This is a genomic window from Paracoccus salsus, from assembly GCF_021556615.1.
Taxonomy (GTDB): Bacteria; Pseudomonadota; Alphaproteobacteria; order Rhodobacterales; family Rhodobacteraceae; genus Paracoccus; species Paracoccus salsus.
Map to the genome: position 1 here is coordinate 51,543 of NZ_JAKGGD010000008.1, position 19,587 is coordinate 71,129.

Below are 19,587 nucleotides of genomic sequence, written 5' to 3' on the forward strand. Positions count from 1 at the left end.
GCTGCCCGTTCCGTTGGCTGCGGGCTGACTTTCAGGCGCGTTCTCGCCGTTCCGACACGCGTGGTCATCCGCGGCACCAGACGCACCGAATTCACGATCAGCACCGCCCACGAAAACGGGCGTCTTGTCCGGGCGCGGCTGACGCGGGCGATAAACGTGCCGGCGCGACCCTCGATGGTGTTCTGGCCGATCCGGTGGTCGGTCTCGAGGATCTCCGTCGCGCCCTCGGGCGTTGGAATGGCGTGTGCCACCTTGTCGGGCTCGGGCATGGCCCTGGGCGGGAATTTCCCGCTGAGAACCTCGCCGGGACGCTGTTCCGAAATTCAGCGGCATCTTGGCGGATCGCCTGCATCGGCCTATAAGGCCGGCGCGACGAAAGGAATTCCGATGCGTATTGCCACGATCACCCGCAACACGGCCGAGACGCAGATCGAGGTCACGCTGAATCTTGACGGCAGCGGTGCCTATGACAACCAGACTGGCGTGGGCTTTTTCGATCACATGCTGGATCAGTTGTCGCGGCATTCGCTGATCGACATGACGATCCGCGCGACGGGCGACCTGCATGTGGACGACCACCACACCGTCGAGGACACCGGCATCGCCATCGGTCAGGCGCTGACCCGCGCGCTTGGCGACAAGAAGGGCATCCGGCGCTATGGCGGCTTCCTGCTGGCAATGGACGATTCGCTGGTCCGCGCCGCGCTGGACCTGTCAGGGCGGCCCTATCTGGTCTGGAACGTCGGCTTCCCGACCGAAAGGATCGGCAGCTTCGATACCCAGCTTGTGCGCGAGTTCTTCCAGGCGCTGTCCACGCATGGCGGCATCAGCCTGAACGTCGCGCGGCTGGATGGCATCAACAGCCACCACATCGCCGAGGCCGCCTTCAAGGCGGTCGCCCGGGCGCTGCGCGAGGCGGTCGAGCCCGATCCGCGCATGTCGGGCGTGCTGCCCTCGACCAAGGGCGCGCTGTAGATGCATGTCGCCCTGATCGACTATGACAGCGGGAATCTGCATTCGGCCGAGAAGGCGTTCCAGAAGATGGGCCGCGATCTTGATGCGCGGATCGACGTGACCTCGGACCCCGAGATTGCCGCCCGCGCCGACCGGATCGTGCTGCCGGGCGACGGCGCATTTCCGGCCTGCCGCGCGGCACTGGGCGAGGTCGACGGCATGGCCGAGGCGCTGCGAGAGGCCGTGCTGAAACGCGGCGTACCCTTCATCGGCATCTGCGTCGGGATGCAGATGCTGGCGACGACGGGGCATGAATATCGCCGGACGGCGGGGCTTGACTGGATCGCTGGCGAGGTGGAGGCCATCGATGCGCCGGGACTGAAGGTCCCGCATATGGGCTGGAACGATCTCGTCATCGACCGCCCGCACCCGGTGCTCGAGGGCATCTCGACGGGCGATCATGCCTATTTCGTCCATAGCTGGCAGTTTCGCGTGGCCGATCCGGCGCATCGACTGGCGCATGTGGATTACGGCCAGCCGGTGACGGCGGTGGTCGGCCGCGACAACATCGTCGGCACCCAGTTCCACCCCGAGAAATCGCAGGCCGTCGGGCTGCGGCTGATCGCGAATTTCCTGAACTGGAGGCCGTGATGGCCGACCCCGGCGCCGTCTCAGAGGCGCGCAGGGGCGGCTGCGTTCCAGGCTCGGCCAGTTCTGGCGCAACGATCCGCCGCCGGACTGGAACGACGTTGCGGGCGCGGCTGCACAGGATATGATCGCAGCCGAAGGATCGCTGGACCACGAGAGGCGTATGTCCGTCACGGCTACATGGGTCGCGCTGCCGGCGCTCGCCTCGGCGGGACTTTTCGTGCTTGGCCTCATCGCGGCGCAGGCTCCGCGCGCGGCCGAGGGACCGGTGCCGCAGGTGCAGCCTGGACAGCACGCGCCCGCCGGCATGGACGCCCGGTTTGAGCCCGGCGCGCGTCCAGACCCGCAGATGGTGCTGCTGCACGCCCATGTGACCGGCCGCGCCAGCCTGCGACCGGACGGTTACATCCATCAATGGCCGGCCTTTCGCGCCAGCGCCCGGTTCACGGGTCCCCGGATCGCGCTGGCGATCGATGATGCCGCCAACCGCTATCGCATCACCGTGGACGAGGCGACCGTGATGCTGACACGGCCAGGCGAGGGGCTTTTGTGGATCGACGGGCTGGGCCGCGGAGAGCACCGGATCAGCATCGAGAAGCTGAGCGAGACGCTGGAGCCCGCAAGGTTCGGCGGCTTCTTCCTGCCCGCCGGGGGAACCGCGCTGCCGCCGCTCGCCAGCGCACCCCTGATCGAGTTCGTGGGCGATTCGGACACCGTCGGTTACGGCAACACCGCGCCCGGACGCGACTGCACGGCGGAACAGCAATATCTGGCGACCGATACCTCGAAAGCCTACGGTCCGCTGACGGCGCGCGCGTTGGGGGCGGATTACCGCGTCGTCGCCAAATCGGGGATCGGGCTGATCCGCAATCTGGGCGGCGACACCGATGTGACCATGCGTGATCTCTATGACCTCGCCGTTCCGGCCTTGCCCGACGCGCCCCGCGCACCGGAACCGGCAGCCGACGCCGTGGTGATCGGCCTCGGCTCGAACGATTTCGCCAGGCCTTCCGACGCTGACGACAGTCGCGAGGCGACGCTGCGCTTTCAACGCGCGTTCTCGGCGGCCCTGCTTGACTTCATGCATGCTCGCCGGGCCGAGGCCCCGGATGCGCGGATCGTGCTGCTGGTGTTCGGCGAATACGGCAGAAATCTGGTAGACGCGCACCGTCAGGCTCGCGACGAATTCGCGGCCGCGGGCGATCACGCCGATCTGGTCGTGTTGCCGGAACTGGCGCGCACAGCCTGCCACTGGCATCCGTCGCTGAACGACCATCAGGTCATCGCGATGACGCTGACTGGACTGCTGCGATCGCCACCCTGATCCGCAGCGCGCAGGACAGCGGATCGGCCGCGCCTGTCCAGGCAGCCGTTTCAGCGCCGGCATCTGGCCGTTCAGGCCGATGCGATCCAGGGCGTGATGGTAATCGAAGGACCCCGCCGATGCAGACGACATCCCTGCGCCATCTGGCAAGCAAACTGCGTCGCATGGCTGGCAGGCGGCCAGGGACGCTGACCGATCATGCGGTCGAGACATGGCAGATCAGCCCGGCGGAAACGCGGCCGGTTCCACCGGTCATCTGCCTGCCCGGTCAGGCGGAACGGATCACGCGCACCGCATTCGCGCCGCTCGACGTGGTCCTGCGATCGCTGCGTGGCGATCCCGCGGAGCACATTCCCGCGACGATCGGATACCGGCTGCGCGACGTCGATTTCGTCGATGGCGTGCTGTATTCGGGGAAGGCCGAGCTTCACCTGCGGCGACAAACGCGATACGCGCTGAGGCGTCGCAGGCCGGATCGCAGCCTGTCCGGCGCGCTCTACGAGACATGGGTCGGAAATCGCTGGTTCGGCAACTGGTTGCTGGACGACTGCCTCAGCTACCGGCTGGCCGAACAGGCCGGTCACCCGGTCACCTCGATGCCGGAGCGCGGCGGGCATGTACCGCGCTACGAGCAACTGCTGTCGATGGCGCCCGAGCGGATCGGCGACGTGCATTTCGATGAACTGATCCTGTTCGACGATCATCACAACAATCGCGGTCGGATCGCGCGCGCCCAGGACATGCGGCGACGATTGCTGAGCGGCAGGACGCCGCAGCCGAATCCTGGCGTGTTCCTGTATCGCGGCCGCAGCGGCGATGCGCGAATCCTTGAAAACGAGGACGAGATCGCCGGGAAACTGCAGGCGCAATACGGCTTTCGCGTGATGTTCCCCGAGGATCACACGGTTGACGAGTTGCTGGACGCCTGCGGCGCGACACGCGTCGTCGCGGGGATCGAGGGAAGCCAGCTCAACCACGGATTGGCCGCCATGCCGCCCGGCGGCACCTTGCTGACCATCCAGCCGGCCGACCGCACCACCACCGCGATGAAGCTTCTGACCGACCGCTGGCAGCAGCGTTTCGCGCTGCTGGTTGGCACCGGGACGGCCGGTTCCTTCCGGATCGCGTGGGATGAAGTCCAGCGCACGCTGGCGCTGATCCTGTAGTTTTGGACAATTTGGCTGCATTGGAACCAATATGCGCTTGAAAAGACTGGTCGCCCCGGTCATTTTTGCCGCGCCCCGTGGGGTGTGTCCCGCATGGAAGGTGTGAACCTTCCGATCATGTTGTCAGTTCGGAGTGTTCGGCCCGTGTGGCATGATATTCGCAAGGATTTTGAACGGCATGGCCGCCGAATCTCTGATCCGGCCTTCGTCTCCCTGGCGGTCTATCGCTATGGGCGGTGGGCGATGCAGCGTCAGAACCGGGTCGGACGCTGGTTCGCGAACAAGCTTTACGGGCTGTTCTGCATCTTCATCCTGAATGTCACCAAGGTCTGGATTCCACCGACCGTGACGCTGGGCGAGGGTTTTCACATCATCCATGCCGAAGGGTCACTGTCGATCCACCCCGAAGTGGTCATCGGCGATCGCTGCGGGGTCATGCATAACGTGACGATCGGCACCAATATGGGACCGGGCGCGCCCAGGATCGGCGATGACGTGTTCATCGGCGTCAACGCGACCGTGCTGGGGCGCATCCGGATCGGCGACCGGGTCCGGATCGGGGCCAATACCGCGGTCAGCACCAATGTCCCCGACGACAGCATCGTGATCGGCTCGCCCGCGCGCATCTTTCCGAACCTGCCGATCTTCGCGCAGAAAAAGAAGAAGGATGGCGGCGCATGATCCCCGGCGCAGAGGCCTCGATCTGGCGGCTGCTGGCCGACAACCTGCCGCGTCGCGCCGAAAAGACCGCGCTGATCGACGCCTCGCGGCAGGCCAGCTATGGCGAGGTGCTGGCCGAGGCTGACCGCGTCGCCGGCTGGCTGACTTCGCAGGGCATCGCGCCGGGCGACCGGGTGATCGTGCATCTTCGCAAGGGCATCGACGAGGTGGCGGCGATGTTCGGTGCCTGGAAGATCGGAGCGGTCGTCGTCAATGTGAACCATCAGTGGACAGCCGCGCAGCTGGCCTATGTCGCTCAGGATTGCCGGGCCCGCGCGGCGATCCTTGCGGCGCCGGTGCTGAAGGCCCTTGGCGCCGACCCGCTGCCCGGATCGATCGAACATCTGCTGGTCCAGGGACGCGCGGCGTCGCTGCCCGCGAACGCGACCTTGTGGGACGATCTGGTTGCCGGCGAGTCGCCCGAATTCTTCCCCGATCCCGGCGATCTGGCCGCGATCATCTATACGTCCGGCTCGACCGGCAGGCCCAAGGGGGTGATGCTGAGCCATCGCAACATCCGCGTGGGTGCGATCTCGGTCAGCGACTATCTCGGCCTCAAGGACGATGACCGGCTCTTGTCGGTGCTTCCCTACAGCTTCGACGCCGGGCTGAACCAGCTGACCGACGCCTTCCTGCTGGGCGCGACGGTCATCCACCAACCGGTGTCCATGCCGTCCGAGGTCGTGCGGATGGCCGTCCTGCACGAAGCCACGACCATCGCCGGCGTCCCGCCGCTGTGGAACCAGGTGGTCCGCTATCTGGCCGATGCGGGAATCGCGCTGCCCGCCCTGCGCCGCGTCACCAATACCGGCGGCAAGATCCCCCCGAACATCCTGGAATTGATGCCGCAGGTCTTTCCCGGCGCGGACATCTATCTGATGTATGGCCTGACCGAGGCCTTCCGCTCGACCTATCTGCCGCCCGCGAAATTCGCCCGCAAGATGGGCTCGATCGGACGCGCAATACCCAACGCCCGGATCTTCGTCGTTAAGCATGGCGAGGGAATTGCCGGCCCCGGGGAACAGGGGGAACTGGTCCATGGTGGACCGCTGGTGAGCCTGGGCTACTGGGAACGGCCCGAACTGACCGCCGAAAAGATCCGCGTGCTGCCGGAACTGCGCGACCATCTGGGCGACGCGCCGGTGGTCTGCTCGGGCGATCTTGTCCGCCTGGACGAGGACGGCGACCTGTGGTTCGTGAGCCGCATGGACGACATGATCAAGACGCAGGGGTTCCGCCTGTCGCCGACCGAGGTCGAGGATATCGTTTCCCAGTCCGGGATCGTCACCGATGTCGTGGCCTTCGGGGTCGAGGACGACGATGCCGGACAGGTCGTCCATGTCGCGGCCTGCCTGATCGGCGATGCGGACAGCCTCGCCCTGATGGCGCATTGTCGCCGCAACATGGCGCATTACATGGTTCCGCGTCACGTCCATGCATGGCAGGGTGCCATGCCGCGCACCGCCAGCGGCAAGCTGGACCGACCCAACATCATCGCCGCTGCCAAGGCGGCTCACCAGAAGGACATTGCATGAGCCTGACAGCCGAGGACCTGATCCGCTACCTCCGCGACGAGTTGAATGTCGAGGACCAGATCGACGCCGGGACAGAGCTGTTCTCGACCGGTATCCTCGATTCCGTCGCGATGATGAACATCATCGGCTTTGTCGAGGAGAAGGCCGCCGTCGAAGTCCGTCCCGCCGATGTCACGCTGGACAACTTCGATACGGTGCAGCGGATCGTGGACTACGCGCGTGAACAGGCCTGAAGCGGACACCGACCGGATCCTCGCCGCGGCGGCCGACCGGTTCGGCACGCCCGCCTATGTGTATCTGACCGACGTCATCGAGGCGCGCCTTGCGGCGCTGGAATCCGCCTTCGGCCGCTGGTTCCGGCTGTCCTATGCGATGAAATGCAATCCGAACCCGGCGCTGCTGTCATGGCTCGCCGATCGCGTGCCCTATATCGACGTGTCGTCGGGCGGCGAATTCGTGCTGGCCACGGATGCCGGCTGGTCGCCGGCCCGGGCCAGCTTTACCGGCCCCGCCAAGCGCGAGGTCGAGTTGCAGACCGTCATCCGGGCCGGGCTGGGCGAACTGGTCATCGAATCGCTGCGCGAGGCACGACTGGCCGACCGCATCGCAGGCGATCTGGACCGCCGCCAGGACGTGGTGATCCGCATCGCCCCGGACCGTGTTCCCAAGGGGTTCGGCGACCAGATGGCCGGCCGGCCCAGCCCCTTCGGCATCGACATCGAGGAGGCACCGGCCGCGCTGACCGAAATCCTGGCCCTGCCGCATCTGCGCGTCGCCGGGCTGCACATCTATTCCGGCACGCAATGCCTGAAATCCGCGGCGATCGTCGAGAACTGGGGCATCTTCATCGGCATCTTTCGCGCATTGTGCGAAACCCATGACCTGCGACCGGACCGGCTGATCTTCGGATCGGGCCTCGGCATCCCCTATCATCCGGGCGACGCTGCGCTGGATCCGGACGAGGTGGCAGCAGGCGCCGCGCCCGAACTGGACGCGCTGAAGGCAGATCCCCGCTTCTCGGCCACGGAACTGGTGCTGGAGCTGGGGCGCTATCTGGTCGGCCCGGCGGGCTATTTCGTGACCCGCGTGATCTCGACCAAGGACTCTCGCGGCGCGCGCATCGCGATCTGCGACGGCGGCATGAACGGTCATCTGGCGGCGTCGGGCCATTTCGGCATGGTCCTGCGCCGCAACTATGTCATGCACCGCGTGGGCGAGAACGACGGCGCCAGCGAGGAAAAGATCGACGTCTCGGGTCCGCTCTGCACCTCGATCGACAAGCTGGGCACGAATGTCGTGCTGCCGCGCGTCGAGGACGGCGACCTGATCGCGATCCATGCCAGCGGGGCCTATGGGCCGACATCCAGCCCGGTCAACTTCATCAGCCACCCGACCCCGCGCGAGATCATGGCCGAGGGCGGGCAGTTGACCGACGCCACCCGGATCGAGGGCGCGGGGCTGCGCGGCTGAGCGGCACCCGCTGCCCCGGCCGGTCCTCGACGGCACTGGACGCCGCCGCGCCGATCGGGTTCCTTGGCCGTCACCACGACGACGGAGGACCCGATGGACGATCTCGAAACCCGCATCGCGCAGGCGCGCGGCGACGCGCCGGCTGACATGGTGCTGCGCGGCGGTCGCGTGTTCGACCTGATCACCGGAGACATGATCGAAGCCGACGTGGCGATCTGCGGCGACCGGATCGCGGGGATCGGCGACTATGAGGGGCGCGAGGTCATCGACGTGACCGGCCGGGTGCTGGTGCCGGGCTTCATCGACACGCATCTGCATGTCGAAAGCAGTCTTGTCACGCCGTTCGAATTCGACCGCTGCGTGACCCCACGCGGCATCACCACGGCGATCTGCGATCCGCACGAGATCGCCAACGTGACCGGCCTCGACGGCATCCGCTATTTCCAGAGCGCGTCGCAGCATCTGCTGATGGACCTGCGCGTGCAGCTGTCTTCCTGCGTGCCCTCGACCGAGATGGAGACGTCGGGCGCGCGGATCGAGGCGGATGATCTGCGCAAGGTGATGGGGCATCCGTCCGCGATCGGTCTGGCGGAATTCATGAATTATCCCGGCGTGATCCATCGCGATCCGGCCGCGATGGCCAAGCTGCGGCTGTTCCGGGGCGGTCATGTCGACGGGCATTGCCCGCAATTGTCGGGCCATGACCTGAATGCCTATATCGCCGCCGGCATCCGCACCGAACACGAGGCGACCACCGCCGAGGAGGCGCGGGAAAAGCTGCGCAAGGGGATGCGCGTCTTGATCCGCGAAGGTTCGGTCAGCAAGGATCTGGACGCCCTGCAACCGGTCCTGACCGAACGGACGGCGCCCTATATGTGCCTGTGCACCGACGACCGGAATCCCCTGGATATCGCCGAGCATGGCCATCTGGACTTCATGATCCGGCGGCTGATCGAACGGGGCACATCGCCGCTGGCGGCCTATCGCGCCGCGTCCCTGTCGGCGGCCGAGGCGTTCGGGCTGAAGGATCGCGGGCTGATCGCGCCGGGGCTGCGCGCCGACATCGTCGCGCTGGACAGTCTGGAGGGTTGCCACGCCCGGCTTGTGCTGTGCGGCGGGCGGATCGTGGACGACGCGGCCTTCGCCACGCGCGGCGCGGTGGCGCCCGTCGGGCGGGCTTCGGTCAGGGCCCCGCAGGTGACGGCGCGGGATTTCCGCTGCACCGGCAACCGGGCGCAGACGGACGTGATCGGCATCATGGAAGGCAAGATCATCACGCAACATCTGCACCGCGACATCGCGCCCGAGGATGGCGACAAACGCCCCGATCCCGCCCGCGACCTGATGCGGATCGCCGTGATCGAACGCCACGGCCGGAACGGAAACATCGCGACCGGCTTTGTGCAGGGCTTCGGCATCAGGCGCGGCGCGATCGCCTCGACCGTATGCCATGATCATCACAACATCGCCGTGGTCGGCGCGGATTACGCGGACATGGCGCTGGCCGCGAACCGCCTGTCGCAGCTGGAAGGCGGCTTCGTCGTCGCGTCGGGCGGCCGGATCCTCGCGGAACTGCCGCTGCCGGTGGCCGGTCTGATGAGCCTCGAATCGTTCGAGCATGTCCGCGCCCGGCTGGCGGAGCTGCGCGAAGCCGCGGCCGGGCTGGGCGTGACGCTGGAAGAGCCGTTCCTGCAACTGGCCTTTCTGGCGCTGCCGGTCATCCCGGCGCTGAAGATCACCGATCGCGGCATGGTCGATGTCGAGAGGTTCGAGATCATCGCGGGCTGACGCATCGCGGAAGCCGCCTCGACAAGCCTCGGCAGCCGAGCCCTGCCGTGCTGAAAGCACCCCGGCTTGCGACGCAGGGTCAACACGACACCGTGATCGGCGTAACAGACTCCGTCCTCCTCCGACATGCAGGCATGACTGCGCGATGACCGATCTGAAAGAGGAATGGACGATGAAACAGCTGATCCGCCGCATGAACGGTCTTCTGGACCATATCCCGCATGACGCCGTGGCGCTGGCACTGCGGATCTTTCCCGCCATGGTGTTCCTGCTGTCGGGACGCACGAAGGTCGACGGCATCTTTACCATCAAGGACTCGACCTGGTTCCTGTTCGAGCATGAATATGCGCTGCCCGTCATCCCGTCAGAACTGGCTGCCGTGATGGCGACCCTCGCCGAACATGTGCTGCCCGCGCTGCTGATCCTGGGGCTTGCGACGCGGCTTTCGGCGCTGGGACTTGTGGGGATGACGGCCGTGATCCAGATCTTCGTCTATCCGGGGGCCTGGGTCACGCACGGGCTGTGGGCGGCCGCCCTTCTGGCGCTGGCCGCACGGGGGCCTGGGGCATGGTCGCTGGACCGGGTGCTGGGGCTGGACGGAACCCGGACCCGGTCCGCGACGGAAGCAAGTGTCACCTGATGCACGGGACGCCGACCACGCCCGGCCCGCCCGCCATAGGGCTTGCGGCGAGCGGGCCGGGCGCGCATCGCGGCTGGCAGCGCGGCGCGGTGGGAACGGCTTGGCAGGGATGCGGATTTGCGGGCATGCTTCGTCCTGACCGACTGCCTTGAAGGGGCCGCCATGACCAACCGACCGATCCTCGTCTTCGACGTGAACGAAACGCTGCTGGATCTGGACCATCTGTGCCCGTTTTTCCACGAACGGTTCGGTGACGTGGCGGTGATGCGCGACTGGTTCGCACAATTGATCCTGTATTCCCAGACGATCACGCTGGCCGGGCTGCGCAGCGACTTCGCCAGCCTGGCCGGCGCCGTCCTGCACATGATCGGCACGATCCGGGGCGTGACGATCACCGAAACCGATGTGGCGCGCCTGCGCGAGGCGCTTGGCACGATGCCCGCCCATCCCGACGCCGCCGACGCGCTGGCCTACCTGCAGGACCAGGGCTTTCGCATGGTCACGCTGACGAATTCGCCGCCCTCGGCCGGGCCTTCGGCGCTGGAGCGATCGGGCCTGGCCCGGTTCTTCGAGCATGCCTTCAGCGTGCAGCGATCGGGTTGCTTCAAGCCAGCCCCGCAGACCTACATTCTGGTCGCGGATGCGCTTGCCGTGGCACCGCGGGATTTGTGCCTCGTGGCCTGCCATGTCTGGGACACGATCGGATTGCAGGCGATGGGCGGCCGGGGCGCGCTGGTCACGCATGGCATGAACGCGGCCCTGCCAGCCTCGGGCATCCCGCAACCCGATCTGATCGCGCCGGATCTGTCGGCCCTCGCCCGGCAGATCGCCGTCGCATGGCCCGGTTGAGCGACAGCGGCCCGCGGCCGACGGTCCGTTCCGGCTGGCGAGCATCTCCGACCCCGACATGGTGGCTGGGGGCAGGCCTGTGTCGGGCCGTGCCCGCGGCGTCTGTCGCGTCGCGCCGGACAGGGCCGGGCGCCGCGCGGCCCGTGCCCATGAAGGGTCGCCGCGAATCCGGGCCATGTCGGCCACCGCAAAGGATCACGACTTGAAGAAGACCTTGCTGCTGAGCGTCTTTCTGGCGCTTTCCGCGACCCTGTTCCTGCTGATCCGGGAACACGAGGTCACGCCGGACAGTCTGCGCAACGCTCTGGCCGGCCTTGCGGATTTTCAGGCGGCGCGGCCGCTGCTGGTCGCCGGGCTGTTCCTGCTGATCTATGTCGCGATCGTCGCGCTGTCGCTGCCGATCGCGGTCTGGCTGACGCTGGCGGCCGGGGCGCTTTTCGGTTTCTGGCAGGGACTGGTCATCGTGTCCTTCGCCTCGGCGATCGGCGCCACGCTGGCCTTCCTGGCGGCGCGCTATCTGTTGCGGGACTGGGTGCGGGCGCGAATGGGCGCGCGCGCAAGGACCATCGAGGCCGGGCTGGCGCGCGACGGGGCCTTCTATCTGTTCTCGCTGCGGCTGATCCCGGTGGTGCCGTTCTTTGCCGTCAACCTGCTGATGGGGCTGACGCCCATGCCGGCCTGGACCTTCTACTGGGTCAGCCAGATCGGCATGCTGGCCGGCACGGCCGTCTATGTGAACGCGGGAACCCAGCTCGCGCGGCTCGACAGACTCTCGGACATCGTCTCGCCCGCCATCCTGGCCTCGTTTGCGGCGCTGGCCGCCTTTCCGTGGATCGCCCGGGCGGCGCTGCGGTTCGTGCGCCGCCGCAAGGTCCTGTCCGGATGGACCCGCCCGCGGCGGTTCGACCGCAACCTGATCGTGATCGGCGCGGGCTCTGCCGGGCTGGTGTCGGCCTATATCGCGGCGGCGACCAGGGCGCGCGTCACGCTGGTCGAGGCGGGAGAGATGGGCGGCGACTGCCTCAATCACGGCTGCGTGCCCTCGAAGGCACTGATCCGCACGGCGACGCTGGCTCATCAGATGCGTCACGCCGCGGATTTCGGCCTGATCGACGCGACGCCCGCGATCCCCTTTGACCGGGTGATGGCGCGCGTGCATCGCATCATCGCCGAGATCGCCCCCCATGACAGCGTCGAACGCTACCGCTCGCTGGGTGTCGAGGTCCTGAAGGGCCATGCAAGGCTGGTCGATCCCTGGACGGTCGAGATCACCGCCGCCCAAGGGGTCACGCAACGGCTGACGACGCGCGCCATCATCATCGCCACAGGCGCGCAGCCCCTGATGCCGCCGCTGCCGGGGCTGGATCTGGTCGACCCGCTGACATCGGACATTCTGTGGCACCGTCTGGGCGGTCTCGACAAGGCGCCCGGGCGGCTGGTCGTGCTGGGCGGCGGTCCGATCGGCTGCGAGATGGCGCAGGCCTTCGCGCGGCTGGGATCGCAGGTGACCCAGATCGAGATGGCGCCGCAGATCCTGATGCGCGAGGACCCCGAGGCGGCGGCGCTGGTGCGGGCGTCGCTGCGGGCCGACGGTGTCGAGGTGCTGACCGGGCACAAGGCGGTGCGTTTCGGCCTGGATGGCGACAAATGGATCGAGATCGAGACCGGCGACCGGACACGCCGCATTGCCTTCGACCAGATCATCGTGGCCGTCGGACGAAGCCCCCGCCTGACCGGCCTCGGGCTGGAGACATTGGGTGTCCCGACCCAGCGCGCGATCTCGACCAACGCCTTTCTGCAAACGAAGTTTCCGCATATTCTGGCCGCCGGCGACGTCGCCGGGCCCTATCAGTTCACCCATGTCGCCGCGCATCAGGCATGGTTCGCGTCGGTGAACGCGCTGTTCGGTTGGGCCTGGCGCGTCAAGGCCGATTACCGGGTGATCCCCTGGGCCATCTTCACCGATCCCGAACTGGCCCGCGTCGGGCTGTCCGAGGCCGAGGCGCTCGAACAGGGTGTCGCCCACGAGATCACCCGATACGATCTGGCCGAGCTGGACCGGGCCATCACCGACGGCGCCGCGCGCGGCTTTGTCAAGGTGCTGACGCCTCCGGGCCGCGACCGCATCCTGGGCGTGACCATCGTGGGCGACCGCGCCGGAGAGCTGATGGCGGAATTCGTTCTGGCGATGAAACATGGCCTGGGGTTGAACAAGATCCTCGGCACGATCCATATCTACCCGACCTGGGCCGAAGCGAACAAGTCCGTCGCCGGCACCTGGCGGCGCCAGCACGTGAATCCGCGCCTGCTGGCGCTTGTGGAACGGATCCATCGGTGGAGGCGCGGATGATCGACGCTCTTTTGCAACCCGTCCAGCGCGCCGCGATGCGGCCGCCCGCGCGACTGCTGGCGGATCGGGGCATCGGCGCGGATGCGATCACCATGGCCGGCTTCGTGATCGGCGTGCTGGCCGTGCCGGCGCTGGCGGCGGGCTGGTGGCTGCCGGCATTGCTGCTGATCGCGGCGAACCGCATCATGGACGGGCTGGACGGGGCGGTGGCGCGCATCAATGGACCGACGGATCGGGGCGCGTTCCTGGACATTGCGCTGGATTTCGTGTTCTACGCGCTGGTTCCCCTGGGGTTCGCGATGCATGATCCCGGCGTCAACGCGCTGCCGGCGGCGGTGCTGATCGCATCCTTTGTCGGGACCGGATCGTCTTTCCTGGCGTTCGCGGCCATTGCCGCGAAACGCGGCAGTCCACCGACCGCGTTCCCCGCAAAGGGCATCCACTATCTGGGCGGCCTGACCGAGGGGTTCGAGACGATCGTGCTGTTCTTGGCCATGTGTCTGGTCCCGACCGCCTTCCCCATGCTGGCCTTGATCTTTTCCGCCGCCTGCCTGGTGACGACGGTGCTGCGCTGGCATCAGGGCTGGCGTGCCTTCGGCTGACCCGCCCGGCGGTGCTCGGGACCGACCGGTCCGGATCGCCACCCGCGCGCGCGCGGGGTCCGCGCCGCAGCTATTCCAGCGTCAGGTCCGAAAGCCTGGCCCGCAACCGGCTGCCAGTATCGTCGCTGTCGGCCGAGACCGCCAGCCCGACCAGCGTGCCTGGCGGGCCGCCGAAGGCGCGGGCATGATCGGCGGCAAGATCGACCCGCGCATCGGCCCGTCCGGTGCCCGCCGGGCGCAGCACGACGGTCACGCCACGACCGCGAAGATAGGGGCTGGCCAGCAGAGTGCCAGGCCGATGACCGCCGCCCCAGACATAGATCAGCACGCGCCCCGACCGGTTCGACAACAGCGCCCGAGGCGAGGTGTCTGGCGACAGGCGTGATGCCGCGGCAGCGTCCATGAAGACGAAATAGACCGAGATGTTGCGGTCATCGCCCCCTTTCCGGGACAGATCCGTGGCCGGCACGCTGCTGCTGACCGCCCAGGACCAGCTTGCCGACCCCGCGCCACGCGCCTGTGGCGGCGCGGGCCGGTAGATCAGCGACGAGCTGGCATCGCCCTCGATCGTCAGCGTCCGGCCACCCAGCCCGTATCGCGTTGGTGTCAGGCGGGGAAAATTCAGCGGCCGCCAGCCCTGGTCAAAGCGGATCGGTCCGGTCGGCCCGGCCCGCGCGACGCCAGGCAGCAGCGCCAGGCTTGCAGTGGATGCCGCGGATGCGAGAAAGGCCCTGCGATCCATGATGCTCTCCTGTGCTTGTGCCGACAACTACGCAGCCAGGGCGCAGCGCAGTGCAAGCCCTCACACGCATGTGATGCGAAAGCGGCCGCGACCCGACCCTCATCAAGCGGCCGCGCCGCGCGGCTGCCCATGCCGGAGCGGGGCTGGTTCTTCCCGTGGCGAGGCCGGCGCGCACGATGTTGCCCGTTGGGGTCAACCGCAGGCTTGACCCCTCACCCGGCATCGGATACGCGGAAAATCACGCGGGTGTAGCTCAATGGCAGAGCAGAAGCTTCCCAAGCTTACGACGAGGGTTCGATTCCCTTCACCCGCTCCAATCCTGTCCCCCAGCGGAATGCCTTGATGCTCGAACTTGCCCTGCTGTTCATCGCCGGGGTGCTGGGCGGAGTGCTGAACGCCGTCGCGGGCGGCGGCACCTTCATCACGTTTCCGGCGCTGGTCTTCACCGGCGTGCCTCCGGTCGCCGCGAACGCGACCTCGACGGTCGCGGCCCTGCCGGGCTACCTGGCCGCGACGCTTGGATTTCGCCGCGACATCGCCGCGATGGACGCCGCGCCGATGCTGAAACTGACATTGTGGACGATGGCCGGAGGCGCGGTGGGCTGCCTCCTGCTGCTGGTCAGTTCGAATGCAGCCTTCTCGGTGCTGGTGCCGTTCCTGCTGCTGGCCGCGACCGTCGTCTTCTACTGGTCCGAGCCGATCCGACGCGCCGCATCGCGCTGGCGGTCGGTGGTCACGCCGTTCGGGCTGGGCACGCTGTTGCCGATGTCGATCTATGGCGGCTATTTCAACGGCGGGCTGGGGATCATCATGCTGGCCGTGTTCGCCATGTGGGGAATGACCGACCTGCACCAGATGAACGGGCTCAAGAGCTGGCTGTCCTTCGCGCTGGCGATGATCGCCTTTGCGGTTTTCGCCATCGGTGGCAAGATCGTCTGGGGACCGGCCGCAATCATGTCGGCCGGCACCATCATCGGCGGCTATGCCGGCGCACCGGTGGCGCGGCGCATCCCGCGCCATGCGCTGCGGCTGTTGATCGCGGCGGTCGGCTTCGGCATGACCGCAGTCTTTTTCTGGCGTCTTCTGAACGGAGTATGAGAGCATGACCGAGATCAAGCGAATCGAAAGCGGACAACGCATGAGCCAGGCCGTGGTGGCGAATGGCATGGTCTGGCTGGCCGGCCAGGTCGGCGCACCGGGCAAGCCCGCGGCGGACCAGACGCGCGCAATCCTGGCGCAGATCGACACGTTGCTGAAAAAGGCCGGCACCGACAAGACGAGGATCGTCTCGGCGCAGATCTGGGTGGCCGACATGGCGGCGGATTTCGCGGCGATGAACAGCGTCTGGGATACCTGGGTGCCTCAGGGCAGCGCCCCGGCTCGCGCCACCGGCGAGGCCAGGCTGGCCACACCGGACTACAAGGTCGAGATCATCGTGACCGCGGTGCTTTAAGCGCCTTCAGGACGGAGCGCGCGGCGCGCAATCCGGGCGCCTCGCCGCCCTTGCCCAGCAGGTCCATGGTCAGGTCCATCGCGTCCAGCTGGGCCTTGCGCTTTTCCATGTCCTCCAGCGCCTGCTGCAACGCCTCGGCCATCGCGCCCGGCTGGCAGGCGCTGCCCAGGAATTCCGGCACCGCGCGGGTGTCGCTGACCAGGTTGACCAGCGTCACGGTATCGGTCCTCAGCAGCAAGCCGACCAGCAGCCGGCTGAGCGGCGCCATGTCGTAGCCGATCACCATCGGGACGCGGTTCGCCGCCAGCTCCAGACTGACCGTCCCGGATGCCGCAAGCGCCAGATCGGCCGCCGCGAAGGCCGCACGCTTTTCGTCGGGTTCCTCGACGACGATCGGCGCGCAGGGCCAGCGACGTGCCATGTCGCGCACCATAGGCGCCACGCCCGGCACGGTGGGCAGCACCACGCGGATCTCGGGCACCCGGTCGCGCAGCCGCATCAGCGCCTCGTCAAAACGGCGCGCCAGGCGGCTGACCTCGGACTTGCGCGAACCGGGCAGGCACAGCACCACCGGGGCGTCTGCGGCGATGCCATGCGCGGCGCGGAACAATCCGGCGTCGTCCGGGCCGCCCACCTCGGCCGTTGCGACCGGGTGGCCGACGAAATCGCAACTCATCCCGGCCGCCTGCATGTAGGGCGGCTCGAACGGCAGGATCGCCATCACGTGGTCGATCACCTGCGCCATCTTCAGCGCTCGCCCCGGCCGCCACGCCCAGACCGACGGCGCGACGTAATGGATCGTCCGCAGGTCGGGAGCGAGCGCGCGCGCGGCACGCGCGACACGCAGGCAGAAATCCGGGCTGTCGATGGTGATCAAGGCATCGGGCGCGGCATCGGCCACGGCCGCGGCCGTCTGGGCGATGCGGCGCTTCAGGTGGCGGTATCTGGGCAGCACCTCCCAGATACCCATCAGGCTGAGTTCATCCATCGGGAACAGGCTGTCCAGCCCCCGGGCCTGCATCAGCGGGCCACCGACGCCGACGAACTCGGCGTCAGGCACCAGCGATTTAAGCCCCGCCATCAGCGACGCGCCCAGCTGGTCGCCCGAGACTTCGCCCGCGATCAGGAAGAACTTCATCCCCCGCCTTCCGGTTGCTGCGTTGCTTCATGGGTAGGGGAGCCACGAGCAAGAGGCCAGCATTTCTTGGCCGGACGACGACCCTTTCAGGCCCGCGCCCACAGAAACAGCCCGGCCGCTTCGGCCCGGCGCACGGTTTCGGCCCGATCCAGCACCAGCACCCCGCCGGCCTGCCACGCGATCCCGGCAAGTCCCGCCGCCGCAGCCTGCAGGACCGAATCCGGTCCGATCGCGGGCAGATCGACGCGCCGGTCCTGGCCAGGCTTCGGCGCCTTGTAGAAGACGCCGCGTGCGCCGCGCGGATCGGGCCGCAGCCCGGCATGGGCGGCCGCGAATTCCAGCATCGACGCCGTGCCCGGAAGGGTTTCGATGGCGAGGCACAGCCCCTGCACGACAACCGCGCCCTGGCCGATGTCGAATGGCCCCAGGCCGGTCAGGATCTCGGCCGCGCGGGCGGCGTCTCGACGGTCGGCGTCCGACGGTGTTCCGACCAGCAGGCCTTCGGCAGGGACGAGTTCCGGCAGGATCTGGTCCACACCGCAGATCGCCAGGTCATGTTCCTCGAAGATGTCCAGAACGACGCGCAGCGCCGCGTCGTCACCCGTCTGCATCGCGGTCAGGATCCGCGGCACAAGTTGCGCGGTGCGCGGATCGAAGGCTTCGGGGTCAAGGCTTGGACGCCGGATCGCCCCGGCGAAGACCACCCGGCTCACGCCGGCCTCGATCAGCCCGTCCAGAAACGGGACCAGCCGTTCCAGCCGAAAGCGCGTTGCGGGCAGATCCGGATCGAAACCCTCCAGCGCATAGACCAGCGGATCGTCCAGCGCGGCGACGACGGCCGGGGCCAGCGCACCCTGCCCCGCGATCACGGCGGTCCGGGTCATGCCGGTTTCGGCGCAAGAAAGGACCGGTCGGAAGGCCCGAGGATGAAATCCAGGACATCGCGTTCCATGCCCGTCCTCTCGGTGCCCGCGCGGGCACGGGCCGTATCGCGGAACGAGCCCTGCCCCAGCGCGCCCAGCAGATCGCGCAGCGCGATGATATCGGCCCGGCTGGCGCCGCGGCGTTTCAGCCCGACCAGGTTCAGCCCGTCCAGGTGCCCGCGCGGCCCCTGCACAAGGCCGTAGGGGATCACGTCCGCGGTCACCATGGTCACCGCCCCGATCATCGCGCCACGGCCGATCCGCACCCATTGGTGGACACCCGACAGCCCGCCCACGATCACCTCGTCCTCAAGCACGCAATGCCCGGCCACCGAGGCGTTGTTGACGAGGATGACATTGTTGCCGATCCGGCAGTCATGGGCGACATGGCTGCCCGCCATGAACAGCCCGTCATCGCCGATCCGGGTCACGCCGCCGCCGCCTTCGGTGCCGGGATTCATGGTCACATATTCGCGGATCCGGTTGCGGGCGCCGATTTCCAGGCGCACCTGCTCGCCGCGGAACTTGAGGTCCTGCGGGACCTCGCCGATGCAGGCGAAGGGAAAGATCGTGGTCTCGGCGCCAATCGTGGTGTCGCCCGCCACGACGACATGCGATTTCAGCACCACGCCCGCGTCCAGCCGGGCCCCTGATCCGACCACGCAGAACGGCCCGATCTCGACCCCCGCGCCCAGCTCCGCCCCGGGCTCGACAACGGCCGTGGGGTGGATGACCGGATCAGCCATCGCCCTTGAGATCCATCATCGCCGTGAAATCGGCCTCGGCGGCCAACTGGCCATCGACCTTCGCCTGGCCGTGGAACTTCCAGATCTTGCCGCCCGCGCGGGTGACCGTACAGTGCAGTTCCAGCACGTCGCCCGGCACCACCATGCGGCGGAACTTGCAGTTGTCGATGCCCATGAAATAGGTCAGCAGCGGCTTGTCGATCACATTCAGGCTGATGCCGACCACCACCGCCGAGGTCTGCGCCATGGCCTCGACGATGGTGACGCCGGGCATGATCGGCTGGGTCGGGAAATGGCCTTCGAAATGGGGTTCGTTGCAGGTCACGTTCTTGATCCCGACGGCGCGCTCGAACGCCACGATGTCGCGGACCTTGTCGATGAACAGGAACGGGTAGCGATGCGGGATGATCCGCTTGATCAACGACAGATCTGCCTCGGTATGGGGGGCGGGGTTGCGCTGTGCGTCAGCCATGTGGATTCCTTCCGGCGATTTTTGTCGGGTTAGCAACGCGGCCCCCGCTTGGCAAGCTTGCCTGCGT

The 19,587-nt window shown here is 67.6% G+C and carries 20 protein-coding genes and 1 tRNA gene; 16 read left to right on the forward strand and 5 right to left on the reverse strand.

Translation table 11 applies throughout. The features are described from left to right. Positions 1 to 387: 387 nt before the first annotated feature. The 13 genes from hisB to L1965_RS14590 all read left to right on the forward strand — a co-directional run bounded on the left by hisB (position 388) and on the right by L1965_RS14590 (position 14,046). A complete protein-coding gene (gene hisB, locus L1965_RS14530; protein WP_235757167.1) occupies positions 388 to 975 on the forward strand; it encodes an imidazoleglycerol-phosphate dehydratase HisB in 588 nt (195 codons plus the stop codon). After that, positions 976 to 1,605, forward strand: coding sequence for an imidazole glycerol phosphate synthase subunit HisH (hisH, locus tag L1965_RS14535; protein ID WP_235757168.1), 630 nt, complete (start codon positions 976 to 978; stop codon positions 1,603 to 1,605). A gap of 160 nt (positions 1,606 to 1,765) precedes the next feature. Further along, entirely contained in the window at positions 1,766 to 2,926 is a 1,161-nt protein-coding gene (locus tag L1965_RS14540; RefSeq protein ID WP_235757169.1) for an SGNH/GDSL hydrolase family protein, read from the forward strand. 119 nt (positions 2,927 to 3,045) lie between these two features. After that, complete coding sequence (locus tag L1965_RS14545; RefSeq protein WP_235757170.1) at positions 3,046 to 4,092, forward strand: glycosyltransferase family 61 protein; 1,047 nt, start codon at positions 3,046 to 3,048, stop codon at positions 4,090 to 4,092. Positions 4,093 to 4,335: 243 nt separating this feature from the next. Beyond that, on the forward strand, positions 4,336 to 4,773 hold the full coding sequence (locus L1965_RS14550) for a serine O-acetyltransferase (protein ID WP_235757171.1): 438 nt from the start codon (positions 4,336 to 4,338) through the stop codon (positions 4,771 to 4,773). Continuing rightward, positions 4,770 to 6,347: an AMP-binding protein gene (locus L1965_RS14555; protein ID WP_235757172.1), complete on the forward strand. Its 1,578-nt coding sequence runs from the start codon at positions 4,770 to 4,772 to the stop codon at positions 6,345 to 6,347. The genes L1965_RS14550 and L1965_RS14555 overlap by 4 nt, the downstream gene beginning before the upstream one ends. Next, entirely contained in the window at positions 6,344 to 6,580 is a 237-nt protein-coding gene (locus tag L1965_RS14560; protein WP_235757173.1) for an acyl carrier protein, read from the forward strand. The genes L1965_RS14555 and L1965_RS14560 overlap by 4 nt, the downstream gene beginning before the upstream one ends. After that, the gene (locus L1965_RS14565; protein WP_235757174.1) at positions 6,567 to 7,817 is read left to right on the forward strand and encodes a type III PLP-dependent enzyme; all 1,251 of its coding nucleotides are present in this window, start codon (positions 6,567 to 6,569) and stop codon (positions 7,815 to 7,817) included. The genes L1965_RS14560 and L1965_RS14565 overlap by 14 nt, the downstream gene beginning before the upstream one ends. A 93-nt stretch (positions 7,818 to 7,910) precedes the next feature. Further along, a complete protein-coding gene (ade, locus tag L1965_RS14570) occupies positions 7,911 to 9,605 on the forward strand; it encodes an adenine deaminase (RefSeq protein WP_235757175.1) in 1,695 nt (564 codons plus the stop codon). Positions 9,606 to 9,750: 145 nt separating this feature from the next. After that, positions 9,751 to 10,245: a DoxX family protein gene (locus tag L1965_RS14575; protein WP_235757176.1), complete on the forward strand. Its 495-nt coding sequence runs from the start codon at positions 9,751 to 9,753 to the stop codon at positions 10,243 to 10,245. Between the two features lie 162 nt (positions 10,246 to 10,407). Continuing rightward, positions 10,408 to 11,094 carry a haloacid dehalogenase type II gene (locus tag L1965_RS14580; RefSeq protein WP_235757177.1) on the forward strand — a complete coding sequence of 229 codons (687 nt, stop codon included), beginning with the start codon at positions 10,408 to 10,410 and terminating at the stop codon, positions 11,092 to 11,094. A 202-nt stretch (positions 11,095 to 11,296) separates the two neighbouring features. Beyond that, the gene (locus L1965_RS14585) at positions 11,297 to 13,444 is read left to right on the forward strand and encodes a dihydrolipoyl dehydrogenase family protein (protein ID WP_235757178.1); all 2,148 of its coding nucleotides are present in this window, start codon (positions 11,297 to 11,299) and stop codon (positions 13,442 to 13,444) included. Further along, positions 13,441 to 14,046: a CDP-alcohol phosphatidyltransferase family protein gene (locus tag L1965_RS14590; RefSeq protein ID WP_235757179.1), complete on the forward strand. Its 606-nt coding sequence runs from the start codon at positions 13,441 to 13,443 to the stop codon at positions 14,044 to 14,046. The genes L1965_RS14585 and L1965_RS14590 overlap by 4 nt, the downstream gene beginning before the upstream one ends. A 70-nt stretch (positions 14,047 to 14,116) precedes the next feature. Here the strand turns inward: L1965_RS14590 and L1965_RS14595 are convergent, their stop codons facing one another. After that, positions 14,117 to 14,788 (reverse strand): DUF3047 domain-containing protein, encoded by a 672-nt coding sequence (locus tag L1965_RS14595; protein WP_235757180.1) that lies wholly within the window; start codon positions 14,786 to 14,788, stop codon positions 14,117 to 14,119. Between the two features lie 242 nt (positions 14,789 to 15,030). On the opposite strand from L1965_RS14595, the gene L1965_RS14600 reads away from it, so the two are divergent. The 3 genes from L1965_RS14600 to L1965_RS14610 all read left to right on the forward strand — a co-directional run bounded on the left by L1965_RS14600 (position 15,031) and on the right by L1965_RS14610 (position 16,241). Beyond that, positions 15,031 to 15,104: transfer RNA gene (locus L1965_RS14600), tRNA-Gly, on the forward strand. Positions 15,105 to 15,130: 26 nt separating this feature from the next. Beyond that, positions 15,131 to 15,886 carry a sulfite exporter TauE/SafE family protein gene (locus tag L1965_RS14605; protein ID WP_235757181.1) on the forward strand — a complete coding sequence of 252 codons (756 nt, stop codon included), beginning with the start codon at positions 15,131 to 15,133 and terminating at the stop codon, positions 15,884 to 15,886. A 4-nt stretch (positions 15,887 to 15,890) separates the two neighbouring features. Then, a complete protein-coding gene (locus L1965_RS14610) occupies positions 15,891 to 16,241 on the forward strand; it encodes a RidA family protein (protein WP_235757182.1) in 351 nt (116 codons plus the stop codon). Here the strand turns inward: L1965_RS14610 and lpxB are convergent. The 4 genes from lpxB to fabZ all read right to left on the reverse strand — a co-directional run bounded on the left by lpxB (position 16,219) and on the right by fabZ (position 19,520). Continuing rightward, complete coding sequence (gene lpxB / locus L1965_RS14615) at positions 16,219 to 17,379, reverse strand: lipid-A-disaccharide synthase (RefSeq protein WP_235757183.1); 1,161 nt, start codon at positions 17,377 to 17,379, stop codon at positions 16,219 to 16,221. The two genes, L1965_RS14610 and lpxB, sit on opposite strands and share 23 nt — an antisense overlap. 86 nt (positions 17,380 to 17,465) lie before the next feature. Next, positions 17,466 to 18,263 (reverse strand): LpxI family protein, encoded by a 798-nt coding sequence (locus L1965_RS14620; protein ID WP_235757184.1) that lies wholly within the window; start codon positions 18,261 to 18,263, stop codon positions 17,466 to 17,468. Continuing rightward, positions 18,260 to 19,048 (reverse strand): acyl-ACP--UDP-N-acetylglucosamine O-acyltransferase, encoded by a 789-nt coding sequence (gene lpxA / locus L1965_RS14625; protein ID WP_235757185.1) that lies wholly within the window; start codon positions 19,046 to 19,048, stop codon positions 18,260 to 18,262. The genes L1965_RS14620 and lpxA overlap by 4 nt, the downstream gene beginning before the upstream one ends. Further along, positions 19,041 to 19,520, reverse strand: a complete 480-nt coding sequence (fabZ, locus tag L1965_RS14630) for a 3-hydroxyacyl-ACP dehydratase FabZ (protein WP_235757186.1) — start codon at positions 19,518 to 19,520, stop codon at positions 19,041 to 19,043. Before fabZ ends, lpxA begins: the two co-directional genes overlap by 8 nt. Between the last annotated feature and the right edge of the window lie 67 nt (positions 19,521 to 19,587).